Origin of the sequence: Streptococcus oralis, assembly GCF_023611505.1 — a bacterium.
In the GTDB taxonomy this organism is placed as follows: Bacteria; Bacillota; Bacilli; order Lactobacillales; family Streptococcaceae; genus Streptococcus; species Streptococcus oralis_CT.
In genome coordinates this window covers 1234547-1256703 of the sequence record NZ_CP097843.1, presented here as the reverse complement: position 1 = coordinate 1256703, position 22157 = coordinate 1234547, and the positions used below count along the sequence as shown (strand labels likewise).

Annotated in this window: 27 protein-coding genes, 1 pseudogene and 1 other annotated feature; of the genes and pseudogenes, 24 read left to right on the top strand and 4 right to left on the bottom strand. The window is 41.5% G+C overall.

The genetic code is table 11. The features are described 5' to 3' along the window. Positions 1–5: 5 nt before the first annotated feature. Positions 6–1313, bottom strand: a complete 1308-nt coding sequence (locus M9H69_RS06510; protein ID WP_250315139.1) for an HD domain-containing protein — start codon at positions 1311–1313, stop codon at positions 6–8. Between the two features lie 71 nt (positions 1314–1384). Here M9H69_RS06510 and M9H69_RS06505 point away from each other — a divergent pair, with 71 nt between their 5' ends. Further along, complete coding sequence (locus M9H69_RS06505) at positions 1385–1762, top strand: DUF1934 domain-containing protein (protein ID WP_250315138.1); 378 nt, start codon at positions 1385–1387, stop codon at positions 1760–1762. A gap of 24 nt (positions 1763–1786) precedes the next feature. On the opposite strand, the gene M9H69_RS06500 is transcribed toward M9H69_RS06505, so the two are convergent. Both M9H69_RS06500 and M9H69_RS06495 read right to left on the bottom strand, forming a co-directional pair. Beyond that, complete coding sequence (locus tag M9H69_RS06500) at positions 1787–2869, bottom strand: DEAD/DEAH box helicase (protein ID WP_250315137.1); 1083 nt, start codon at positions 2867–2869, stop codon at positions 1787–1789. Then, the gene (locus M9H69_RS06495) at positions 2866–3843 is read right to left on the bottom strand and encodes a Gfo/Idh/MocA family protein (RefSeq protein WP_250315136.1); all 978 of its coding nucleotides are present in this window, start codon (positions 3841–3843) and stop codon (positions 2866–2868) included. Before M9H69_RS06495 ends, M9H69_RS06500 begins: the two co-directional genes overlap by 4 nt. 155 nt (positions 3844–3998) lie before the next feature. Here M9H69_RS06495 and M9H69_RS06490 point away from each other — a divergent pair, with 155 nt between their 5' ends. The 4 genes from M9H69_RS06490 (at position 3999) to rpmA (ending at position 5856) form a co-directional block, all read left to right on the top strand. Continuing rightward, positions 3999–4685: a YoaK family protein gene (locus M9H69_RS06490; RefSeq protein WP_250315135.1), complete on the top strand. Its 687-nt coding sequence runs from the start codon at positions 3999–4001 to the stop codon at positions 4683–4685. Positions 4686–4749: 64 nt separating this feature from the next. After that, positions 4750–4837 (top strand) — a sequence feature (ribosomal protein L21 leader region). A gap of 34 nt (positions 4838–4871) precedes the next feature. After that, a complete protein-coding gene (gene rplU, locus M9H69_RS06485) occupies positions 4872–5186 on the top strand; it encodes a 50S ribosomal protein L21 (protein WP_000109141.1) in 315 nt (104 codons plus the stop codon). A 15-nt stretch (positions 5187–5201) separates the two neighbouring features. Next, entirely contained in the window at positions 5202–5546 is a 345-nt protein-coding gene (locus M9H69_RS06480; protein ID WP_000613697.1) for a ribosomal-processing cysteine protease Prp, read from the top strand. A gap of 16 nt (positions 5547–5562) precedes the next feature. Beyond that, positions 5563–5856: a 50S ribosomal protein L27 gene (rpmA, locus tag M9H69_RS06475; protein ID WP_000916509.1), complete on the top strand. Its 294-nt coding sequence runs from the start codon at positions 5563–5565 to the stop codon at positions 5854–5856. 144 nt (positions 5857–6000) lie between these two features. Here the strand turns inward: rpmA and M9H69_RS06470 are convergent. Next, positions 6001–6096: pseudogene (locus M9H69_RS06470) on the bottom strand (AraC family transcriptional regulator); the annotation flags it as partial. Here M9H69_RS06470 and M9H69_RS06465 point away from each other — a divergent pair. The 19 genes from M9H69_RS06465 (at position 6089) to M9H69_RS06375 (ending at position 22140) form a co-directional block, all read left to right on the top strand. Beyond that, positions 6089–6997 (top strand): LysR family transcriptional regulator, encoded by a 909-nt coding sequence (locus M9H69_RS06465; RefSeq protein WP_250315134.1) that lies wholly within the window; start codon positions 6089–6091, stop codon positions 6995–6997. The pseudogene M9H69_RS06470 and the gene M9H69_RS06465 sit on opposite strands and share 8 nt — an antisense overlap. Continuing rightward, entirely contained in the window at positions 6994–7461 is a 468-nt protein-coding gene (gene lspA, locus M9H69_RS06460) for a signal peptidase II (protein WP_250315133.1), read from the top strand. The genes M9H69_RS06465 and lspA overlap by 4 nt, the downstream gene beginning before the upstream one ends. Next, a complete protein-coding gene (locus tag M9H69_RS06455) occupies positions 7445–8335 on the top strand; it encodes an RluA family pseudouridine synthase (protein ID WP_250315132.1) in 891 nt (296 codons plus the stop codon). The genes lspA and M9H69_RS06455 overlap by 17 nt, the downstream gene beginning before the upstream one ends. Before the next feature lie 109 nt (positions 8336–8444). After that, the gene (gene proB / locus M9H69_RS06450) at positions 8445–9554 is read left to right on the top strand and encodes a glutamate 5-kinase (RefSeq protein ID WP_250315131.1); all 1110 of its coding nucleotides are present in this window, start codon (positions 8445–8447) and stop codon (positions 9552–9554) included. 9 nt (positions 9555–9563) lie between these two features. Further along, positions 9564–10826, top strand: coding sequence for a glutamate-5-semialdehyde dehydrogenase (locus tag M9H69_RS06445; protein ID WP_250315130.1), 1263 nt, complete (start codon positions 9564–9566; stop codon positions 10824–10826). Positions 10827–10829: 3 nt separating this feature from the next. Then, positions 10830–11627, top strand: coding sequence for a pyrroline-5-carboxylate reductase (proC, locus tag M9H69_RS06440; RefSeq protein WP_250315129.1), 798 nt, complete (start codon positions 10830–10832; stop codon positions 11625–11627). A gap of 120 nt (positions 11628–11747) precedes the next feature. Further along, complete coding sequence (gene tmk, locus M9H69_RS06435; RefSeq protein WP_250315128.1) at positions 11748–12386, top strand: dTMP kinase; 639 nt, start codon at positions 11748–11750, stop codon at positions 12384–12386. Next, positions 12383–13273, top strand: coding sequence for a DNA polymerase III subunit delta' (locus tag M9H69_RS06430; protein WP_250315127.1), 891 nt, complete (start codon positions 12383–12385; stop codon positions 13271–13273). The genes tmk and M9H69_RS06430 overlap by 4 nt, the downstream gene beginning before the upstream one ends. A 36-nt stretch (positions 13274–13309) precedes the next feature. Further along, positions 13310–13627, top strand: coding sequence for a DNA replication initiation control protein YabA (gene yabA, locus M9H69_RS06425; RefSeq protein WP_000358227.1), 318 nt, complete (start codon positions 13310–13312; stop codon positions 13625–13627). Positions 13628–13629: 2 nt separating this feature from the next. After that, positions 13630–14499: a 16S rRNA (cytidine(1402)-2'-O)-methyltransferase gene (gene rsmI, locus M9H69_RS06420; protein ID WP_250315126.1), complete on the top strand. Its 870-nt coding sequence runs from the start codon at positions 13630–13632 to the stop codon at positions 14497–14499. Between the two features lie 219 nt (positions 14500–14718). Then, the gene (locus tag M9H69_RS06415) at positions 14719–15006 is read left to right on the top strand and encodes a DNA cytosine methyltransferase (RefSeq protein ID WP_009014032.1); all 288 of its coding nucleotides are present in this window, start codon (positions 14719–14721) and stop codon (positions 15004–15006) included. Positions 15007–15025: 19 nt separating this feature from the next. After that, positions 15026–15820 (top strand): abortive infection family protein, encoded by a 795-nt coding sequence (locus tag M9H69_RS06410; RefSeq protein WP_125448234.1) that lies wholly within the window; start codon positions 15026–15028, stop codon positions 15818–15820. A gap of 16 nt (positions 15821–15836) precedes the next feature. Next, positions 15837–16400: an SLATT domain-containing protein gene (locus M9H69_RS06405; RefSeq protein WP_250315124.1), complete on the top strand. Its 564-nt coding sequence runs from the start codon at positions 15837–15839 to the stop codon at positions 16398–16400. Beyond that, positions 16400–17722, top strand: a complete 1323-nt coding sequence (locus M9H69_RS06400) for an SMODS domain-containing nucleotidyltransferase (protein ID WP_250315123.1) — start codon at positions 16400–16402, stop codon at positions 17720–17722. The genes M9H69_RS06405 and M9H69_RS06400 overlap by 1 nt, the downstream gene beginning before the upstream one ends. A 193-nt stretch (positions 17723–17915) precedes the next feature. Continuing rightward, entirely contained in the window at positions 17916–19250 is a 1335-nt protein-coding gene (gene trmFO, locus M9H69_RS06395; protein ID WP_250315121.1) for a methylenetetrahydrofolate--tRNA-(uracil(54)-C(5))-methyltransferase (FADH(2)-oxidizing) TrmFO, read from the top strand. 83 nt (positions 19251–19333) lie between these two features. After that, on the top strand, positions 19334–20071 hold the full coding sequence (pyrH, locus tag M9H69_RS06390; RefSeq protein ID WP_132973143.1) for a UMP kinase: 738 nt from the start codon (positions 19334–19336) through the stop codon (positions 20069–20071). Positions 20072–20079: 8 nt separating this feature from the next. After that, positions 20080–20637 carry a ribosome recycling factor gene (frr, locus tag M9H69_RS06385; RefSeq protein WP_001262234.1) on the top strand — a complete coding sequence of 186 codons (558 nt, stop codon included), beginning with the start codon at positions 20080–20082 and terminating at the stop codon, positions 20635–20637. A gap of 58 nt (positions 20638–20695) precedes the next feature. After that, on the top strand, positions 20696–21550 hold the full coding sequence (gene cvfB / locus M9H69_RS06380) for an RNA-binding virulence regulatory protein CvfB (RefSeq protein ID WP_250315119.1): 855 nt from the start codon (positions 20696–20698) through the stop codon (positions 21548–21550). A gap of 11 nt (positions 21551–21561) precedes the next feature. After that, positions 21562–22140, top strand: a complete 579-nt coding sequence (locus M9H69_RS06375) for a GrpB family protein (protein WP_250315118.1) — start codon at positions 21562–21564, stop codon at positions 22138–22140. Positions 22141–22157 lie beyond the last annotated feature (17 nt).

Sequence of the window (22157 nt, the reverse complement as noted above, 5' to 3'; positions counted from 1 at the left end):
TTCCTCTATTCCTTCTTATTTGGGGTAAAATGATCGTTCTCAATCAAGTGTAAAAATTGCTGGGTGATACTTGCGAAGATACTGTTTTGGTCCAACATTTCTTTTGGGAAATAAAAACGATTATCTCCGTGGCGACTACCAGCAAGGGATTGGACGATAGGAGACAGGCTAGAGAGTTCTGCCAGTTCACCATTTTTTTGTAAAATCTCAATCTGTGTCCGCGGGTTTTCAGATTCGGGACGATAGATATCATAAGGAAGGTCAAAATTCTTATGAATGGCAGTATAGTAGTCTGGATCAAAACCGATTTCTTCAACTAATTGTCTCATGGTTGCGAGTTGGTCTTGGTCTTCTTGAGAAAAAGTAATGGATTTAAAGACCTTGCGGTTGACAAAGCGTTGCGACAAGTCTGCTAGTATCTTGTCAGGACTGGTCATCCAGAGTTGGAAGTAGGTATTCATCACGCCATCATCCAGAGCCAGATAGTCAGATAGATCAACTTTCTTTTCAAAAAAAGGTAGCAAATGAGGAGAAGTGCGTGCAAAGAAGTCCTTATCTTCAGGATAGAGTTCCTTGGCGCGTTTGAGAAGATTCTGTAGGAGGACTTCCATGGCGCGTGTTGCGGGGTGGAAATAAACCTGCATATACATCTGGTAGCGACTGAGGACATAGTCTTCAATAGCGTGCATGCCATTACGCTGAAAGGCGATCCCATTTTCGACAGGACGAATGACTCGGAGGATCCGTGTCAAGTCAAATTCCCCATAAGATGCTCCTGTAAAATAGGAGTCGCGCAAGAGATAGTCCATGCGGTCCGCATCAATCTGACTAGAAATAAGTTGTACGACCTGCTTGTTAGGATAGGTATGGTCGATGACGCTAGCCACCTTTTCTGGGAAATCGGGCGCTACTTGAAGTAGGACTTGGTGAATCTCTGTCTCAGGACTTTGGATGATTTCCTGGGTAATGGCTTCATGATCTGTATCAAAGAGATGCTCAAAAGTATGGGAATAGGCACCATGCCCGAGGTCATGAAGGAGCGCAGCGGTCATGGTCAAGAGAGACTCAGCAGGATCCCATTCTTCAGGATATTTTTCTTCAAAAATCTCTGTGATACGACGAGCAATCTCATAGACCCCCAAACAGTGGGAAAAGCGACTGTGTTCTCCACCATGGAAGGTATAGCTGGAAGTCCCTAATTGTTTGATACGGCGCAGACGTTGAAATTCTTTTGTATTTATCAAGTCATAGATGACCTGATTATTGACATGGATGTAGTTGTGAACTGGGTCACGGAATACTTTTTCGTTCATATGACCATTATAGCAAAATCCTGCTCTTTTTGGTAAAATAGTAGGACAAGAGAGAAGAAAGAGGACTAGATGTGAAGATTCGGATGCGAAATAGGATTCAGTTTGATGAACAGTTGGAAGTGATTGACCAACTCTATGACGTGGAAGTGCGTGAAAAAGGGGATTATAGCTATTTACTTTTCTACAATGAAGAAAAAGAAAAAGTGGTTCTCAAGTTTCATCAAGAAGAACTGGTGATGAGCCGTTTTTCCACTCCCAAGACCATCATGCGTTTTCTAAAGGATAGTGATAGTTTGGCCTATATTCCTACTCCAATGGGGATGCAGGAGTTCATCATTCAAACAAGTCACTACAAACTGGATGGACAAAAGATTGAGTTAGCCTACCAACTACAAAACCAAGAGGGACACCCCTTTGCCAGCTATCAATTAGAAATTACTTGGGGATAAGAAAAAGGTTGGCAAATGCCAACCTTATTTGATATAGAGTTCTTGATTTTTTAGAACAATTTCACCTACATTTGCGAATTTCTTGAGTTTTTTAAGTTCTTCAGGATGGGTTACGAGAGTGATCACATAGCCCTCTTTACCCATGCGACCTGTACGGCCAGCGCGGTGAGTGTAAGTTTCCATGTCTCTAGGAACATCAAAGTTTACGACACATTCCAGGCTATCAATATCAATCCCATGAGCCAGAAGGTCAGTTGCAAGGAGCAGGGTTAGCTGCTTGTCTTTGAACTTTTCTAAGATGACTTTTCGAAACTTAACATTAACATCACTAGCGAGGGAAACAGCCAAGATATCCCGATACTGTAGTTTTTCCTCAGCGCTTCCAAGGTCTGACAAACTGTTAAAGAAGACCAGACCACGAAAATCCTCAACATGAGCCAGTTTTCGCAGCATGTCCACTCGGTGACGTTGGTCTACCTGCATGTAGAAGTGTTGGATGTTGTCCAGTTTTTGATCTGAGAGATCAATGGTGCGCGTGTTTGCCGCAATCTTTTCTTGGTCAAACTTGGTCGTCGCACTCATGTAGACGAGTTGGTGGTCACGAGGTGCGTAGTGAGTGATTTTCTCGACAAAGTGAATCTGAGAATCATCGAGCAATTGGTCAAATTCATCCAGGATGATAGTTTCCACATTCATCATCTTGATTTTTTTCAATTTAATCAACTCAAAGATACGGCCAGGAGTTCCAATCAGAATTTCTGGTCCTTTTTTGAGGCGTTCAATCTGGCGTTTCTGACTGGAACCTGATAGGAAGAGTTGAGCTGTTAAACCAATAGCTTCAGCCCAGGTTTTACACACGTCAAAAATCTGTCCAGCTAGTTCTGTATTTGGTGCTAGAATCAAGAGTTGCTGGGCTTTTTTCTTTTTCAGTCTGAGAAGACTTGGTAAGAGGTAAGCGAGGGTCTTACCAGTTCCTGTTGGGCTTACTCCTAGGAGGTTTTCTCCAGCAAGAATGGGCTCAAATAGTTGAGTTTGAATGGGGGTAAATTCTTGGAAACCGAGCTGGTCGCTCAATTTCTGCCATTCAGTCGGTAGTTTGGTTTTCATTTTTCTGCCTCAAATCTAATGCCAGCAGTCTGGCGCATGGTATATAATAGGTCATGAACAGAACCTGCATCATTCAGCCAGTTCTGGTAAAGCGTCTGGTCTGGCCGCTGGATCATCTGTGCAAATGCAGCTGCTTCCTCAGTCATTGTATGAGGATCCTGTTGGATAGGAAGTTGGACTTGATTTCCTTGGTGGTCTCTAAAAATAGCTGAGCGGACATGTTCAATCGTGTTGAGGGTCAAGGTTCCATCTGCTGTGTAAATCTCACAAGGAAGATTGGAAGTGATGTTTTTCCCAGCTTTGATATGAACTTGAAAGTCAGGGTAGAAGAGGATACCGTCTCCATTTAGGTCAATGCTATTGTCAAGCTGTTGAGCCTGATAAGTCGCGTCTTGGGCTTTTCCAAAGAGGCAAACAGCGGCGTAGAGAGGATAAATCCCCAAATCCATAAGGGCTCCACCAGCAAAACGATCTGAAAAAACATTTGGCGTCTGCCCAGCCAACAAGTCCGGCATCTTGGATGAATACTTGGCATAGTTGAAATCTGCTCCCAATATTTGCTTGTCTGCCAAAAAATTCTTGATAGTAGTAAAAGATTCCTCGTGGTAATTACGAGCTGCCTCAAAGATAAAACAGTGATTTTTCTCAGCCGTTTGCCTCAAATCTAGCCATTCTTGTGGCTGAGTGACAGCTGGCTTTTCAAGAATGACGTGCTTACCAGCAGACAAGGCAGCCTTGGCTTGAACAAAATGCAAGGAGTTTGGACTAGCGATATAGACTACATCAAAGGAAGAATTAAAGAAGTCTTCTAATTGATCAAAGAGTTGGATATTTTCATAGCGAGAAGCAAAGGTTGCGGCAGTTTCTCGTTTTCTAGAATAGACTGCGACCAGCTGGTATTCTCCGCTGGCATGGGCTGCTTCTATGAAATGATGGCTGATAGCGCCTGTTCCGATAACACCTAATTTAAGCATAAATACTCCTTTTCCGACTTCAAATCCTTCCTTCATTATAACATAGAAAAGAAGGACTATCCAACAGATGGTAAAAATTTTCAAATGGACTACGCATTTCTTGGAGAAAGTGGTACAATGTTTAGATAAGTAGATGAAATGAAAAGGGGGAGAAAATGAGATTATTACCAATAAGAAAAATATCACGTCAGTCTAAGAGGCTAGCGCTTTTTTTGACTTTTTGCGCAGGATATGTAGATGCCTATACCTTTATCGTGCGAGGAAATACCCTGGTGGCAGGACAGACTGGGAATGTGGTTTTTCTATCAGTAGGACTCATTCAACACAATGTGTCAGATGCCAGTGCCAAAGTAATGACCTTGCTAGCTTTTATGATGGGAGTCCTTTTATTAACTATTTATAAGGAAAAATTGAGAATTGTTAAAAAGCCAATTTTGTCCGTAATTCCACTTGCAGTCCTGTCCCTAATTATAGGGTTTGTGCCGCAAACTGTAGAGAATATCTATCTCGTACCGCCATTGGCCTTTTGTATGGGATTGGTGACAACTGCTTTTGGAGAAGTGTCAGGGATTGCCTATAATAATGCTTTTATGACAGGGAATATCAAACGAACTATGTTGGCTTTTGGTGATTATTTCCGGACCAAGCATACGCCTTTCCTACGAGAGGGCTTGATTTTTGTTAGCTTACTTAGCAGTTTTGTCTTCGGAGTTGTTTTTTCAGCTTATTTGACGATTTACTATCAGGAGAAGACAATTCTAGGTGTTCCTCTTATGATGAGTATCTTTTACTTCAGTATGCTTTTTGCTTCTTGGAGAAAAAAAGGGAAAGAAAAAGCTTAAATTTGATTGATTTCGCTTGTAAGAAAAAAGAAGATATGCTATACTTGAAGAGTTGACTATGCACAGTCCTGTGCAACCGCACGAACATCGTTGCTCACATAGTGAGTGTAAAGTGGTTCGTCCCACGATGCTAGGCGAGTCTTCACAAAAATACGGGGAAACCCTAAAAATCATAGGAGGTGCATAATGAGCACATACGCAATTATCAAAACTGGCGGAAAACAAGTTAAAGTTGAAGTTGGTCAAGCAGTTTACGTTGAAAAATTGAACGTTGAAGCTGGTCAAGAAGTTACTTTTAACGAAGTTGTTCTTGTTGGTGGTGAAAACACTGTTGTCGGAACTCCACTTGTTGCTGGAGCTACTGTAGTTGGAACTGTTGAAAAACAAGGAAAACAAAAGAAAGTTGTTACTTACAAGTACAAACCTAAAAAAGGTAGCCACCGTAAACAAGGTCACCGTCAACCATATACAAAAGTTGTCATCAACGCGATCAACGCTTAATTTTAAGGAGAACACATGATACAAGCAGTCTTTGAGAGAGCCGAAGATGGCGAGCTGAGGAGTGCGGAAATTACTGGACACGCCGAAAGTGGCGAATACGGCTTAGATGTCGTGTGTGCATCGGTTTCTACGCTTGCCATTAACTTTATCAATTCTATTGAGAAATTTGCAGGCTATGAACCAATCTTAGAATTAAACGAAGATGAAGGTGGCTATCTAAAGGTTGAAATACCAGCGGATCTTCCTTCACACCAGAGAGAAATGACCCAGTTATTCTTCGAATCATTTTTCTTAGGTATGGCAAACTTATCGGAGAACTCTTCTGAGTTCGTCCAAACCAGAGTTATCACAGAAAACTAACACGGAGGAAAACATTATGTTAAAAATGACTCTTAACAACTTGCAACTTTTCGCCCACAAAAAAGGTGGAGGTTCTACATCAAACGGACGTGATTCACAAGCGAAACGTCTTGGAGCTAAAGCAGCTGACGGACAAACTGTAACAGGTGGATCAATCCTTTACCGTCAACGTGGTACACACATCTATCCAGGTGTAAACGTTGGACGTGGTGGAGACGATACTTTGTTCGCTAAAGTTGAAGGCGTAGTACGTTTTGAACGTAAAGGACGCGATAAAAAACAAGTTTCTGTTTACCCAATCGCAAAATAAAAAGGTTCAGTGAACCTTTTCATCCCGAACCTTGAAATGACAAGGCAAGGAAGCTAGAAGTAGCATTAAATAAGGCTTTCCGAGTTTTCGGAGAGCCTATTTTTTGTTTTGGTACCCATATTGAATTTAATAAAGAATAGTTAGATTTAAACTTGCGATGGACACTTTTTTCTTTTTTGGAAAAATTCTGAAATATGGTATAATGAACAGATAGAGAAGTTGGGGGTAGAAGATGAATATTCAACAATTACGCTATGTTGTGGCCATTGCGAATAGCGGTACTTTCCGTGAAGCTGCTGAAAAAATGTATGTTAGTCAGCCGAGTCTGTCTATTTCTGTGCGCGATTTGGAAAAAGAGTTAGGCTTTAAAATTTTCCGTCGGACGAGTTCAGGAACGTTTTTGACACGTCGCGGTATGGAATTTTATGAGAAAGCGCAAGAATTGGTCAAAGGATTTGATGTTTTTCAAAATCAATATGCCAATCCTGAGGAAGAAAAGGATGAATTTTCCATTGCCAGTCAGCACTATGACTTCTTACCACCAACCATTACGGCTTTTTCAGAGCGCTATCCTGACTACAAAAACTTCCGTATTTTTGAGTCTACTACAGTTCAAATCTTAGACGAAGTAGCTCAGGGTCACAGTGAGATTGGGATTATCTACCTCAACAATCAAAATCAAAAGGGAATTATGCAACGGATTGAAAAGTTAGGTCTTGAAGTCATTGAGTTGATTCCTTTTCAGACTCATATCTATCTGCGTGAAGGACATCCTTTAGCACAGAAAGAGGAATTGGTCATGGAGGACTTAGCTGATTTACCAACAGTTCGCTTTACTCAGGAAAAGGACGAGTACCTTTACTATTCAGAGAACTTTGTCGATACCAGCGCGAGCTCCCAGATGTTCAATGTGACGGACCGTGCTACTTTGAATGGTATTTTGGAGCGGACGGATGCTTATGCGACAGGGTCTGGATTTTTAGATAGTGACAGTGTTAATGGGATCACAGTCATTCGCCTCAAGGATAATCTAGATAACCGCATGGTCTATGTCAAACGGGAAGAAGTCGAGCTTAGCCAAGCTGGGACTCTTTTCGTAGAAGTCATGCAAGAATATTTTGATCAAAAGAGGAAATCATGAAAAAAAGAGGAATAGTGGCAGTCATTGTACTGCTTTTGATTGGGCTGGATCAGTGGGTTAAAGCCTATGTTCTCCAGCAGATTCCACTGGGTGAAGTGCGTTCGTGGATACCCAATCTTGTTAGCTTGACCTATCTGCAAAATAGAGGAGCAGCCTTCTCCATGCTGCAAGATCAGCAGTGGTTATTTGCTGTTATTACACTGGTCGTCATGGCAGGTGCCATTTGGTATCTACATAAACACATGGAGGACTCTCTCTGGCTAGTTTTTGGACTGACTTTGATAATCGCGGGAGGTCTGGGCAACTTTATCGACAGAATGAGTCAAGGTTTTGTAGTGGATATGTTTCACCTAGACTTTATCAACTTTGCGATTTTCAATGTGGCTGACAGCTATTTGACAGTTGGTGTCATTGTTTTATTGATTGCAATGCTTAAAGAGGAAGTAAATGGAAATAAAAATTGAAACTGGTGGGCAACGTTTAGACAAGGCCCTGTCGGATCTTACAGAATTGTCGCGCAGTCTCGCTAATGAACAAATCAAGGCTGGACAAGTTTTGGTTAATGGGCAAGCCAAGAAAGCGAAATACACTGTCCAAGAGGGGGATATCGTCACCTACCATGTGCCAGAACCAGAGGTTTTGGAGTATGTTGCTGAGGAACTTCCTCTGGAAATTATCTACCAAGATGAGGACGTCGCCGTTGTCAATAAGCCGCAGGGTATGGTGGTTCATCCCAGCGCCGGTCATACTAGCGGAACCTTGGTCAATGCTCTCATGTACCATATCAAAGACTTGTCAGGTATCAATGGGGTCCTCCGTCCAGGAATTGTTCACCGTATTGACAAGGATACGTCTGGTCTCCTCATGATTGCGAAAAATGATGAGGCCCACTTAGCACTTGCCCAAGAACTCAAGGACAAGAAGTCTCTACGTAAATACTGGGCGATTGTTCATGGCAATCTTCCTAATGATCGTGGTGTGATTGAAGCGCCGATTGGTCGGAGCGAAAAAGACCGTAAGAAACAGGCTGTGACTGCTAAAGGGAAGCCGGCAGTGACGCGTTTTCATGTCTTGGAACGTTTTGGTGATTATACCTTAGTGGAGTTGCAACTAGAGACAGGACGTACCCACCAAATCCGTGTTCACATGGCTTATATTGGTCATCCAGTCGCTGGGGATGAGGTCTATGGTCCTCGAAAAACTCTGAAAGGACATGGACAATTTCTCCATGCTAAAACTCTAGGTTTTACCCATCCGAAAACAGGTGAAACCTTGGAGTTTACGGCAGATATTCCAGATATTTTTAAAGAAACCTTGGAGAGATTAAGAAAGAATTAGACGTGATAAAAGAGTTGAGATGCCTGTCTCAACCTTTTTTATTTCAAGTCTTTTCTATTTTAAAGCATTCATGTTATAATGGATAAATATGAAGAATCGGAGTGAGAATATGAAGTACAAACGAATCGTCTTTAAGGTAGGGACTTCGTCCTTGACAAATGAAGACGGGAGTTTATCAAGAAGTAAAGTAAAGGCAATCACCCAACAATTAGCTATGTTGCATGAAGCTGGACATGAGTTGATTTTGGTGTCATCTGGGGCAGTAGCGGCAGGATTTGGAGCTTTGGGCTTTAAAAAACGTCCGACCAAGATTGCAGATAAGCAGGCCTCGGCCGCAGTAGGACAAGGTTTACTCCTAGAAGAATACACGACTAACCTCCTCATGCGCCAAATCGTTTCTGCACAAATCTTGCTGACACAGGATGATTTTGTAGATAAGCGTCGCTATAAGAATGCCCATCAGGCCTTGTCTGTATTGCTTCATCGTGGTGCCATTCCTATCATCAACGAGAATGACAGTGTCGTTATTGATGAGCTCAAGGTTGGGGACAATGATACTCTGAGTGCTCAGGTAGCGGCTATGGTTCAAGCGGATCTCCTAGTTCTCTTGACCGATGTGGATGGTCTCTATACTGGCAATCCCAACTCAGATCCAAAAGCTAAACGTCTTGAGAAAATCGAGACTATCAATCGTGAGATTATTGATATGGCTGGTGGAGCAGGTTCGTCTAATGGTACTGGGGGTATGCTGACAAAAATCAAAGCTGCAACTATTGCGACGGAGTCGGGTGTGCCAGTCTATATCTGCTCGTCCATGAAATCAGATGCGCTGATTGAGGCGGCGGACGAGACCAAGGATGGTTCTTTCTTTGTTGCGCAAGAGAAGGGACTTCGTACCCAGAAACAATGGCTGGCCTTCTATGCTCAAAGTCAAGGAACGATTTGGGTAGATGGTGGAGCTGCAGAAGCACTTTCAAAAAACGGAAAAAGTCTCCTTTTATCAGGTGTGGTAGAAGTGGAAGGGAATTTCTCTTACCATGATATTGTCACAGTAGCAGATAAAGAAACAGGTCAATCTCTTGGAAAGGGACGTGTCCAATTTGGCGTTTCAGCCCTAGAAGATATGCTCCGTTCTCAAAAAGCTAAGGGAGTCTTGATTCACCGTGATGACTGGATTTCCATCACTCCTGAAATCCAGCTACTCTTTACAGAATTTTAGAGGTGAACGATGGTAAGTACACAAGAACAATTTGAACAAGTACAAGCTGTTAAAAAATCAATCAATACTGCCAGTGAAGCAGTGAAAAACCAAGCCTTGCTAGCCATGGCAGATCATTTATTGGCAGCTACTGAGGAGATTTTAGTGGCAAATGCCCTCGATATAGAAGCGGCCAAGGGGAAAATCTCAGATGTTATGCTAGACCGTCTTTATTTGGATGCGGGACGTATAGAAGCGATGGCAAGAGGGATTCGTGAAGTGGTTGCTTTACCAGATCCTATCGGTGAAGTCCTAGAAACAAGTCAGCTTGAAAATGGCTTGGTTATCACCAAAAAACGGGTGGCCATGGGGGTTATTGGTATTATCTATGAAAGTCGTCCGAATGTAACTTCTGATGCAGCTGCTTTGGCTCTCAAGAGTGGCAATGCGGTTGTTCTTCGTAGTGGCAAGGACGCCTACCAAACAGCTCATGCTATTGTCACAGCTCTGAAGAAGGGCTTGGAGACGACTACCATTCATCCTGATGTGATTCAACTAGTAGAAGATACCAGTCGAGAAAGTAGCTATGCCATGATGAAGGCCAAGGGTTATCTGGACCTTCTCATTCCTCGTGGAGGGGCTGGTTTGATCAATGCCGTGGTTGAAAATGCTATCGTGCCTGTTATCGAGACAGGAACTGGGATTGTCCATGTCTATGTAGATAAGGATGCAGACGAAGACAAGGCTCTAGCCATCATCAACAATGCCAAAACTAGTCGCCCTTCTGTCTGCAATGCCATGGAGGTCTTGCTGGTTCATGAAGACAAGGCAGCGGATTTCCTTCCTCGCTTGGAGCAAGTTCTGGTTACAAGTCGGAAAGAAGATGGGCTGGAACCGATTCAATTCCGTCTGGATAGCAAAGCAAGTCAGTTTGTTTCAGGTCGATCAGCTGAGGCCCAAGACTTTGACACCGAGTTTTTAGATTATATCCTAGCGGTTAAGGTTGTGAGTAGTTTAGAAGAAGCGGTTGCGCATATTGAAGCTCACAGTACCCATCATTCGGATGCCATTGTGACAGAAAATACTGAAGCTGCGGCTTACTTTACAAATCAAGTAGACTCAGCAGCGGTTTATATCAATGCCTCAACGCGTTTCACTGATGGTGGGCAATTTGGCCTTGGATGTGAAATGGGGATTTCTACTCAGAAACTGCATGCGCGTGGTCCAATGGGCTTGAAGGAATTGACCAGCTACAAGTATGTGGTTACTGGTGACGGACAGATAAGGGAGTAAGAGATGAAGATTGGATTTATCGGCTTAGGGAATATGGGAGCTAGTTTGGCCAAGGCTGTCTGGCAGGCCAAGACGGGTGAACAGATTCTCCTTGCCAATCGCAGTCAAGCAAAAGTAGATGCTTTCATCGCCAACTTTGGCGGTCAGGCTTCCAGCAATGAAGAAATTTTTGCAGAAGCAGATGTGATTTTTCTAGGAGTTAAGCCAGCCCAGTTTTCTGAACTACTTGCTCAATATCAGACCATCCTTGAAAAAAGAGAGAGTCTTCTTCTGATCTCCATGGCAGCTGGATTGACCTTGAAAAAACTAGCGAGTCTTCTGCCAAGTCACCACCGAATCATTCGCATCATGCCCAATACTCCAGTAGCTATCGGCCAAGGAGTGATTAGTTACGCCATGTCAGCAAACTGTCGTGTTGAGGACAATGGTCTGTTTTGTCAGTTATTAGCCAAGGCCGGTCTTTTGGTTGAGCTGGGAGATGGTTTAATCGATGCGGCGACAGGTCTAGCAGGTTGTGGACCAGCTTTTGTCTATCTCTTTATCGAGGCTTTGGCAGATGCGGGTGTACAGACAGGATTGCAACGAGAAATAGCTTTGAAAATGGCAGCCCAAACAGTAGTCGGCGCTGGACAAATGGTCCTCGAAAGTCAACAACATCCTGGAGTATTGAAAGACCAAGTTTGCAGCCCAGGAGGTTCGACTATCGCTGGTGTAGCAAGTCTGGAAGAACATGCCTTTAGAGGCACCGTCATGGACGCAGTTCATCAATCCTATAAACGAACACAAGAACTAGGTAAATAAGAGGTTGGATGACTCCCAGCCTCTTTTATGGTCGATTGAATAGAGAAGACACAAAAAGATTGTCACAAAAACCTATTTTTTTGATAGAATAGAAGGTAGAAAAAAAGAAATGAGTTAGACATGTCAAAAGGATTTTTAGTCTCTCTTGAGGGACCAGAGGGAGCAGGGAAGACCAGCGTTTTAGAGGCTCTGCTCCCAATTTTAGAGGAAAAAGGAGTAGAAGTGTTGACGACCCGTGAGCCAGGTGGAGTCTTGATTGGGGAAAAGATTCGTCAAGTGATTTTGGACCCCAGCCATACTCAGATGGATCCTAAAACAGAGCTCCTTCTCTATATCGCCAGTCGCAGACAGCACTTGGTGGAAAAAGTTCTTCCAGCCCTTGAAGCTGGCAAGTTGGTCATTATGGACCGCTTCATCGATAGTTCTGTTGCTTATCAGGGATTTGGCCGTGGCTTGGATATTGATGCTATTGATTGGCTCAACCATTTTGCGACAGATGGCCTCAAACCCGATTTGACACTTTATTTTGACATCGAGGTGGAAGAAGGATTGGCTCGTATTGCTGCTAATAGTGATCGCGAGGTTAATCGTTTGGACTTGGAAGGTTTGGACTTGCACAAAAAAGTCCGTCAAGGCTACCTTTCTCTTCTGGAAAAAGAAGGAAATCGTATTGTCAAGATTGATGCCAGTCTTCCTTTGGAGGAGGTTGTGGAAGCTACCAAGGCTGTCTTGTTTGAGAGAATGGGCTTGGCTAAATGAAACAAGATCAACTAAAGGCTTGGCAACCAGACCAGTTTGACCGCTTTGTCCGTATCCTAGAACAAGACCAGCTCAATCACGCCTATCTCTTTTCAGGTTTCTTTGGAAGCTTGGAAATGGCGCAGTTTTTGGCTAAGAGCCTCTTTTGTAGGGATAAAGTAGGCGTTCTACCATGTGAGAAATGCCGAAACTGCAAGCTGATTGAACAGGAAGAATTTCCCGATGTTACCTTGATTAAGCCAGTCAATCAGGCCATCAAGACAGAACGCATTCGGGAATTGGTGGGTCAGTTTTCCCAAGCAGGGATTGAAAGCCAGCAACAGGTCTTTATTATCGAGCAGGCGGAAAAAATGCATCCCAACGCAGCCAACTCTCTGCTCAAGGTCATCGAAGAACCTCAGAGTGAAGTTTACATTTTCTTCTTGACCAGCGATGAGGAAAAAATTTTACCGACAATCCGTAGTCGGACCCAGATTTTTCACTTTAAAAAGCAAGAAGAAAAGCTTATCCATCAATTAGAACAAGCAGGTCTGGTCAAGAAAAAAGCGACTCTCTTAGCCCTGTTTAGTCAATCGCGTGCTGAAGCAGAAAAACTGGCAAATCAGGCAAGTTTTTGGACCTTGGTGGAAGAGAGTGAACGCCTGCTGACCTGGTTATTAGCTAAGAAAAAAGAAAGTTATCTGCAAGTTGCTAAATTAGCCAGCTTGGCAGATGACAAGGAAAAACAAGAACAGGTCTTGCGAATCCTCGAAGTCCTCTGTGGACAGGACCTCTTGCAAGCAAGGATTCGACAGATTTTACAAGATTTGCTAGAAGCTAGAAAAATGTGGCAAGCCAATGTCAGCTTTCAAAATGCCATGGAATATCTGGTCTTGAAAGAAATATAAACTCAATGAAGAATAAAGAAAGGAAAGGGCTGGTTTATGGATAAGAAAGAATTATTTGATGCGCTGGACGATTTTTCCCAACAGTTATTGGTGACCTTGGCCGATGTTGAGGCCATTAAGAAAAATCTCAAGAGCCTAGTAGAGGAAAATACAGCTCTTCGTTTGGAAAATAGTAAGTTACGCGAACGCTTAGGTGAGGTGGAAGCAGATGCTCCCGTCAAGGCCAAGCATGTTCGTGAAAGCGTCCGTCGGATCTATAAGGATGGGTTTCACGTTTGTAATGATTTTTACGGCCAACGCCGGGAGCAGGACGAGGAATGTATGTTCTGTGATGAGTTGTTGTATAGGGAGTAGGCATGCAGATTCAAAAAAGTTTTAAGGGGCAGTCTCCCTATGGCAAACTTTACCTAGTCGCAACGCCGATTGGAAATCTGGATGATATGACCTTTCGTGCCATCCAGACCTTGAAAGAGGTGGACTGGATTGCTGCTGAGGACACGCGCAATACAGGGCTTTTGCTCAAGCATTTTGATATTTCCACTAAGCAGATCAGTTTTCACGAGCACAATGCCAAGGAAAAGATTCCTGACTTGATTAGTTTTCTGAAAGCAGGACAAAGTATTGCTCAGGTCTCCGATGCGGGTCTGCCTAGCATCTCGGACCCTGGTCATGATTTAGTCAAGGCAGCCATCGAGGAAGAGATTGCAGTTGTCACAGTTCCGGGTGCCTCTGCGGGGATTTCTGCCTTGATTGCCAGTGGTTTAGCGCCACAGCCACATATCTTTTACGGTTTCTTACCGAGAAAATCAGGCCAGCAAAAGCAATTTTTTCAAGCCAAAAAAGACTATCCAGAAACTCAAATTTTCTACGAATCGCCCCATCGTGTGGCTGATACGCTGGAAAATATGCTAGCAGTTTATGGCGACCGCTCGGTGGTCTTGGTCAGAGAATTGACCAAAATCTATGAAGAATACCAACGAGGTACCATCTCTGAGTTATTAGAAAACATCGCTGAAACGCCACTTAAGGGCGAGTGCCTTCTCATCGTTGAAGGTGCCAGTCAGGATGAGGAGGAGAAGGATGAGGAGGATTTGTTTTTAGAAATCCAATCCCGTATCCAGCAAGGCATGAAGAAAAATCAAGCTATTAAGGAAGTTGCGAAACTCTACCAGTGGAATAAAAGCCAACTCTATGCTGCCTACCACGATTGGGAAGAGAAACAATAAAGGGAGGCAGAGTGTAGTAATTCTGTCTATTTCTGTTTAACTTGATTAGTGATGATAATCTTCGGAGTCTAAACCATATAATTGATTGAATAGTGAATAAATAAAAGCGATATTCATTCAGTTTACATTAAGTATTATATGATGTAATCTATGTAGAAGTATTTTTAAGTAAGCAGTATGGTATAATTATATATGAGAAAATAGTGTGGAGTTTATCAGTTGAAAAAATATAACATTGTAGATTTATTTTCAGGAGCAGGCGGTCTATCTTATGGATTCGAGATGGCTAGATTTAATGTTCTATTAGGAATTGATAATGACGAAAAAGCCTTAGAAACCTTTCAAAAAAATCATCAGAATTCAGAAATATTATGTGGAGATATTACGAATATATCTTATGAGAAAGATATAAAACCAATAATTGGAGAACAAAAAGTTGATATAATTGCTAAGCAACAGAAACTCGAAGAAAGTTTTGGTCAACTGGATTTGTTTGAAGCGAGTTGATGTTTTAAGTGTAGGGAATATGAAATTGAATTTTCAAGATAAGAGTTTTATCAAAGTATTTTTTAATAGTGGAGGCTATGTATTAGATTTTTCTAATTCTACTTTTGCCGATTTTACTTTTTATTCAGTTGGGATAGATATTCAAGAAAAATACGGTTTATCTAAAGGAAAGTCTTTAGAGGCTTTTGTAAATAATGAATCAGATGAACTTGTTTTAAAATTGGCTTTAGATTTACTAAGATATTACGAAGATCTCCCTAACTCATATTATGAGAAAACTGAAGAGAAGAACTCTCAGGCGTTAAAATTGAAAGAGAGACTTTCGAAATATGAAGTCTCACAAATATCTTACTTAAATAATACTGTTGAATATCTATCTGACTATTTTGATAGTAGCTATATTGATAAGCAAATGGCGATTATGAATGAAATGATTTCTCGCTCTCCAGCGGATGCTATCGGTAAGGCTAAAGAGTTGCTGGAATCGTGTTTTAAACATATTTTAGACCACGAGAAAATTGAGTATTCTAATGCGAATGATATTGCAACCTTGCAAAAGAAAGTCTTTAAATTTTTGAATTTGGATGCTACTGAAAATATTTCAGCTAAAAATAATCAAGATGTAAAGCTGGTTCTGAGTGGTTTGAATCAAATTATCAAGGGAATTAACAATCTTCGAAATGATAAAGGCGACGGTCACGGGAAAAGTGCTAACTTTACAGAATTACCACAAAGATATGCTTCAGTTGTTGTAGGCTCTGCATTAACGGTAGTGTCATTTGTTTGGGAAACATATCAAGATAGGCAAAAATAGTAAGGAGGGAGGTTTGATGTCGAAAAATCAAGAAAAATTACACTTTGAACTTTTAAATTTTATAGTAAATGTAGGTTGGACTCATAAAATTCATGTGGTTAGAATTGACGAGTTAGAAAGCTATATTCGATGGTTTAGAATAGCAACAATAATCATTTCTGGAGTTGTCTCTTCTGGCTTAGTTGGAATACTTTGCTTTGATGAATATTGGATAAAGCTTGTTACAGCATTTTTATCATTAGTCACTACAATAATTTTTAGCATCACCAAGGAGTTTAACTTTGAGGAACGACTAGCTTTGGAAAGGAAATCTGTTGATGAACTTTGGAATCTTAGGGTCTCAGCTGAAAATCTTTTATCCGAGGTGGTTTACAATGGAAAATCTTCTAGTGAAATCCAAAAATCCTTCGAAGAATTAAAATTTCGAAGAGATGTTGCTTACGGTAAACTTTCCAATCCTTCTCCTAAAAATATATCCAAGGCTTCAGAACTGATAAAATCACGAAAAGATAATGATTATGAGGATGACTATAAATACTTTATTTCAAAAGAATTGATGAAAGTTAGGGAGGAAGAATAATGTCCTTATCTAATGATTTTAAAGAGTTTTGCGAAGACGAACTGCCCATGACGGATGAGGAATGGGAAAAATGGGAGAATAGATTAAAAGAGATTACGAAACGACTTAATCGAAAATACTATTCCTTAGATGAGCTTGAAGATGAAGAAACTGACAATGGTTTGATTGTCGGTAGTGTCGGGAGAACGACGGCTGTTCGAAATGTTAGTGATTTTGATTATATTTTTTCACTACCATCAGAAGTGTATAGACGATTTGATTCTTATGAGGGCAATGGTCAATCAGCACTTCTACAGGAAATAAAAAACGAATTACTAAAAAGATACCCGAATACAAAAATAAAAGGAGACGGACAGGTCGTTGTTATTGATTTTTCGGATGGTGGAAAAATTGAGTTAGTTCCAGCTTTCGAACAATCTGATGGAAATTTTAAATATCCTGATTCTCGTAACGGAGGCTCTTGGAAAACTACTAAACCAAGGCCTGAAATTGAAAAATGCAAATCTCTAAATTCGAATTTTAATAATCATTTTTCTAACTTAACAAGACTCATACGACGATGGAAAAATCATATGGGCTTTTCATTTAAGGGGCTGTTGATAGATACTTTGATATCTGATTTTATTGATGATAAAGGTATTTCTGAAATATATTACTCTGATTATAATATTCTCTTGAAAGATATTTTTGAATACTTTTCAAATCAAGATAAAAATAGAGAGTATTGGTATGCTTTAGGTAGTAATCAAAAGATTTATAATAATGATGGAGCAAAATTTATCAATAAAGCTAAGCAGGCTCTAAAGAAAATAGAAGACGCTTCAGAAGAGAAACTTACTGAAGTTTATAAACAGCTATTTGGTAGAAAATTCGCTCAATCAACTTCTACCACAAATCGAGCTTCGAATGAAGAATTTATTGATGAATTGTTTAGTGTTGATATCCGCTATAATATTGTTTTGGAGTGTGAAATTACTCAAGATGGTTTTCGAAAAGCACTTCTTTCAGACTTTTTAAAGAGTAGATTTAAGATTAAAAACAGAAAATCTCTTGATTTTGAAATTATAAAATCAGATATTCCAGATAATCTTTTGTCTGATGTTAAATATTATTGGAAAGTTAGAAATATTGGAGCTGAGGCGATTAGAAGAAATTGTGAGCGTGGTGCTATTTTTTCAGGTAAAATAAAACATCACGAAGATTCTCAGTTTAAAGGAGACCACTATGTTGAATGTTATGCTGTTTTAGATAATACGGTTATAGCAAGAGATAGAATAACAGTCCCTATCGATCCGTTATGTGGAAAAGATTTTATAGAGTAGCATATAATTGATTTTTAACTGGAACACTCACTATCTCTTTACATCAAGAAAATGACTAAACAGGGAAGTTTGCCTTCTTCCCTTTTTTTGTTATACTAGTAAAAGAAAAAAATAGAAAGATTTGTGGGTGTCAAACAATCCAGTGGCTTGTTTGGATATGGACTGAGGTTCCACCCAAAGAGGTATTAGTGTCGTGTCTCAATCTTATATCAATGTTATCGGTGCTGGTTTAGCGGGGTCTGAAGCTGCCTACCAAATCGCAGAACGTGGTATTCCAGTTAAACTCTACGAAATGCGTGGTGTCAAGTCAACACCCCAGCACAAAACAGACAATTTTGCTGAGTTGGTTTGTTCCAATTCTCTTCGTGGCGATGCCCTGACTAATGCCGTTGGGCTTCTCAAGGAAGAAATGCGTCGCCTGGGTTCGGTCATCTTGGAATCTGCTGAAGCAACCCGTGTTCCTGCTGGTGGGGCTCTTGCGGTTGACCGAGATGGTTTCTCCCAAATGGTGACTGAAAAAATAGCCAACCACCCCTTAATTGAAGTGGTACGTGACGAAATTACCGAATTGCCAACAGATGCCATCACAGTTGTAGCGACTGGACCTTTAACTAGTGATGCTCTAGCTGAGAAAATCCATGCTCTTAATGGCGGCGATGGCTTCTATTTCTACGATGCGGCAGCGCCTATCATCGATGTCAACACCATTGATATGAGCAAGGTTTATCTCAAGTCTCGTTATGACAAGGGAGAAGCGGCCTATCTCAATGCTCCAATGACCAAGCAAGAGTTTATGGATTTTCATGAAGCCTTGGTCAATGCGGAAGAAGCCCCGCTCAATTCGTTTGAAAAAGAAAAGTACTTTGAAGGCTGTATGCCTATCGAAGTCATGGCCAAACGTGGCATTAAAACCATGCTTTATGGTCCCATGAAGCCAGTTGGTTTGGAGTATCCAGACGACTACACAGGACCTCGCGATGGGGAGTTCAAAACACCGTATGCAGTTGTCCAGCTTCGTCAGGACAATGCGGCTGGTAGCCTCTACAATATCGTCGGTTTCCAGACCCACCTCAAATGGGGAGAACAAAAGCGTGTCTTCCAAATGATTCCAGGTCTTGAAAATGCGGAGTTTGTTCGTTATGGGGTCATGCACCGCAATTCTTACATGGATTCGCCAAATCTTCTTGAGCAAACCTATCGTTCTAAGAAACAGCCTAACCTCTTCTTTGCTGGTCAAATGACGGGTGTGGAAGGCTATGTTGAGTCAGCAGCGTCAGGCTTAGTTGCAGGTATTAACGCAGCTCGACTCTTCAAGGGTGAAAGTGAAGCTATCTTCCCAGAGACCACAGCGATCGGAAGTCTAGCTCATTACATCACTCATGCGGACAGCAAACATTTCCAACCAATGAATGTCAATTTTGGGATTATCAAGGAATTGGAAGGCGAGCGTATCCGTGATAAAAAAGCTCGTTATGAAAAAATTGCAGAGCGTGCCCTTAACGATTTAGAGGAATTTTTAACGGTCTAATTTTTTTCAAAGAATTGCTCATGATACTATAAAAATCTTAGAAATTGTGATAAAATAGGTAGGATAAAAAAAGGAGAGTAAAAATGGCGAACCCCAAGTATAAACGTATTTTAATCAAGTTATCAGGTGAAGCCCTTGCCGGTGAACGTGGCGTAGGGATTGATATCCAAACAGTTCAAACAATCGCAAAAGAGATTCAAGAAGTTCATAGCTTAGGTATCGAAATTGCCCTTGTTATTGGTGGAGGAAATCTCTGGCGTGGTGAACCTGCTGCAGAAGCAGGAATGGACCGCGTTCAGGCAGATTACACAGGAATGCTTGGGACCGTTATGAATGCTCTTGTGATGGCAGATTCATTGCAACAAGTTGGCGTCGATACGCGAGTGCAAACAGCTATTTCTATGCAACAAGTGGCTGAACCTTACGTACGTGGACGTGCCCTCCGCCATCTTGAAAAAGGTCGTATCGTTATCTTTGGTGCCGGAATTGGTTCACCTTACTTCTCAACAGATACAACAGCGGCTCTTCGTGCAGCTGAAATCGAAGCGGATGCCATCCTTATGGCCAAAAATGGCGTAGACGGTGTTTACAATGCTGATCCTAAGAAAGACAAGACTGCCGTTAAGTTTGAAGAATTGACCCACCGTGATGTCATTAACAAAGGTCTTCGCATCATGGACTCAACTGCTTCAACACTTTCAATGGATAACGACATTGACCTAGTTGTCTTTAACATGAACCAACCGGGCAATATCAAACGCGTTGTATTTGGTGAAAATATCGGAACAACTGTATCAAATAATATCGAAGAAAAGGAATAAGAAAGACTATGGCAAACGCAATTGTAGAAAAAGCTAAAGAGAGAATGACCCAGTCTCACCAATCACTTGCTCGTGAATTTGGTGGTATCCGTGCCGGTCGTGCCAACGCAAGCTTGCTAGACCGTATCCACGTAGAATACTATGGAGTCGAAACTCCTCTTAACCAAATCGCTTCAATTACTATTCCAGAAGCGCGTGTCTTGTTGGTAACACCATTTGACAAGTCTTCGTTGAAAGACATCGAGCGTGCCTTGAACGCTTCTGATCTTGGTATCACACCAGCTAATGACGGCTCTGTGATCCGCTTGGTTATCCCAGCTCTTACAGAAGAGACTCGTCGTGACCTTGCTAAAGAAGTGAAGAAGGTCGGTGAAAATGCCAAAGTGGCTATCCGCAATATCCGTCGTGATGCTATGGATGAAGCTAAGAAACAAGAAAAAGCAAAAGAAATCACTGAAGACGAATTGAAGACTCTTGAAAAAGATATTCAAAAAGTAACAGACGATGCTGTTAAACACATCGACGACATGACTGCCAACAAAGAAAAAGAACTTTTGGAAGTCTAGAATAAACAGAAAAACTCAGTTGGCATTGCTGGCTGAGTTTTATTCGAAAGAAGGAAATATGAATACAAATCTTGCAAGTTTTATCGTTGGACTCATCATCGATGAAAATGACCGTTTTTACTTTGTGCAAAAGGATGGTCAAACCTATGCACTTGCCAAGGAAGAAGGTCAACATAGAGTAGGGGATACGGTCAAAGGTTTTACCTACACGGATATGAAGCAAAAACTCCGTCTGACAACCTTAGAAGTGACTGCCACTCAGGACCAATTTGGTTGGGGAACCGTAACAGAAGTTCGTAAAGACCTTGGTGTCTTTGTGGATACAGGCCTTCCTGATAAGGAAGTCGTAGTATCGCTAGATATTCTCCCTGAATTGAAAGAACTCTGGCCTAAGAAGGGCGACCAACTCTACATCCGTCTTCAAGTGGACAAGAAAGACCGAATCTGGGGACTTTTGGCGTATCAGGAAGACTTCCAACGTCTGGCTCGTCCTGCCTATAACAACATGCAGAACCAAAACTGGCCAGCCATTGTATACCGTCTCAAGCTGTCAGGGACCTTTGTCTATCTGCCAGAGAATAACATGCTTGGTTTTATCCATCCTAGTGAGCGCTACGCAGAGCCACGTTTGGGGCAAGTTTTAGATGCGCGTGTCATTGGTTTCCGTGAAGTGGACCGCACCTTGAACCTCTCCCTCAAACCACGTTCTTTTGAGATGTTGGAAAATGATGCCCAGATGATTTTGACATACTTGGAAAGCAATGGTGGCTTCATGACCTTGAATGACAAGTCGTCCCCTGAGGACATCAAGGCAACCTTTGGCATTTCTAAAGGTCAGTTCAAGAAAGCACTCGGAGGCTTGATGAAAGCTGGCAAAATCAAGCAGGACCAGTTTGGGACAGAGTTGATTTAGGTCTTATAGACATGAAAAAGAAACTTGAAGAAATGAGTTTAGAGGAACTCTGGCAACTTTTTCCTATTTTTCTAGTAGAGCACAAGTCAGAGTGGAAAGACAGGTATGAATCGGAAAAAGCAAATCTGAAAAAAATATTGGGTGCAAATGTTATTAAAAGAATAGAACATATCGGTAGCACTGCTATCCCTAATATTTGGGCCAAAGATATCGTTGATATTCTGTTAGAAGTAGGTAGAATAGAGGATTTAGCAAGAGTTAGGGATTTATTGGTGAAGAATGGGTGGTTAGTGATGTCGGAGAGTCCTAACAGGATTTCGCTGAATAAAGGATATACAGAGCAGGGATTTGCTGAGAAAGTTTTTCATCTACATTTGCGAATGACAGGAGATCATGACGAGATTTATTTTAGAGATTATCTCTGCCAGCATCCAGATATTGCCCAAGCGTATCAGGAATTAAAACTAAGTTTATGGAAACAATTTGAACACAATCGAGACGCCTATACAGATGCGAAAACAGATTTTATAAACCACTACGTTTCAGAGGCTAAGTCCAGTAATTTTCAAGAATCAGAAAAGTGTCATTAAAAAACTCTTGATAGGAG